Here is a 1,327-nt window from a genome sequence, read left to right on the forward strand (position 1 = left end):
TTACGCGCGCACCGACACGTCCGTCACCGGGCAGGCGCTCAAGATCATGTCGGCCAAGCCCGACGCCGTGCTGGTGGCCGGGTCCGGCACCCCCGCGGCGCTGCCGCAAAAGACGCTCAAGGAGCGGGGCTTCGCCGGCAAGTTCTACCAGACGCACGGCGTGGCCAATGCCGACTTCCTGCGCGTGGGCGGCAAGGACGTGGAGGGCACCTTCCTGCCCGCCGGCCCGGTGCTGGTGGCCGAGCAGTTGCCCGCCTCGCACCCGGTCAAGAAGAGCGCGCTGGCTTATGTGGGCGCCTACGAGGCGGCCAACGGCAAGGGCACGGTGTCCACCTTCGGCGCGCATGCCTGGGACGCCGGGCTGCTCATGAGCAGCGCCGTGCCTGTGGCGTTGAAGAAGGCGCAGCCCGGCACGCCGGAGTTCCGCGCCGCGCTGCGCGACGCGCTGGAAGCCACCAGCGAGCTGCCCGGCGCCCATGGCATCTTCAGCATGACGGCCAACGACCACCTGGGCCTGGACCAGCGCGCGCGCGTGATGGTCAAGATCGAAGGTGGTGCCTGGAAGTATCAGGGCAGCGCGCAGCCCTGATTGCCTCCTTCGCGGGGACGGCGCGGCGACCGTGCCGCCTGTCCTGCGCAGGGCTTACGGCCTGTTGCCGTTGGTTATGATCGACCGGATGTTCACCCGGCTGCGGCCGGACGGTGGGCAGTCTTTTGCAGTCCCGCTGCCGCCCAAAGTGGCCGGCGCGGCGCGCTGCTCTCCTGCACCGCGCTTCATCCCGGCATCGACATACCACGGCAAGCCGTGCGGCGGCCTTGCGCCGGCGCAAGGCGAGCGCGGGCCTTTTCCCCTTGAAGGAGTGAGTCTCATGAACAAGCGCTTCCGGCTCGCGGCCGTTGCGGCCGCGCTGCTGGCCGCCACGCTGGCGCAGGCCGACATCAACGTCGGCGTGAGCGTTTCCGCCACCGGCCCCGCCGCCTCGCTGGGCATCCCGGAGAAGAACACCATAGGCCTGCTGCCCAAGACCATCGCGGGCCAGAAGGTCAACTACTTCGTGCTGGACGATGCGACCGACACCACGGCCGCCGTTTCCAACGCGCGCAAGCTGGTGAGCGAGCACAAGGTGGACATCCTGCTGGGCTCCACCACCACGCCCAACACGCTGGCGATGACGGACGTTGCGGCCGAAACCCAGACGCCGCTGATCTCCATGGCCGCCAGCGCCCGCATCATCGAGCCCATGGACGCCAAGCGCCGCTGGGTGTTCAAGACGCCGCAGAACGACATCGCCATGTCGCTGGCCATTGCCGAGCACATGGCCGCCAA

Annotated in this window: 2 protein-coding genes; both read left to right on the top strand. The window is 69.3% G+C overall.

The window, feature by feature from the left end:
* Window positions 1–589 (top strand): ABC transporter substrate-binding protein (locus tag ALA01S_RS31035; RefSeq protein WP_157119444.1); only part of this gene is annotated, 589 nt, incomplete at its 5' end.
* A gap of 280 nt (window positions 590–869) precedes the next feature.
* On the top strand, window positions 870–1,327 hold a 458-nt coding region (locus ALA01S_RS31040; protein ID WP_157119445.1), incomplete at its 3' end, for an ABC transporter substrate-binding protein.

The organism is Azohydromonas lata NBRC 102462 (genome assembly GCF_001571085.1).
Taxonomy (GTDB): Bacteria; Pseudomonadota; Gammaproteobacteria; order Burkholderiales; family Burkholderiaceae_C; genus Azohydromonas; species Azohydromonas lata.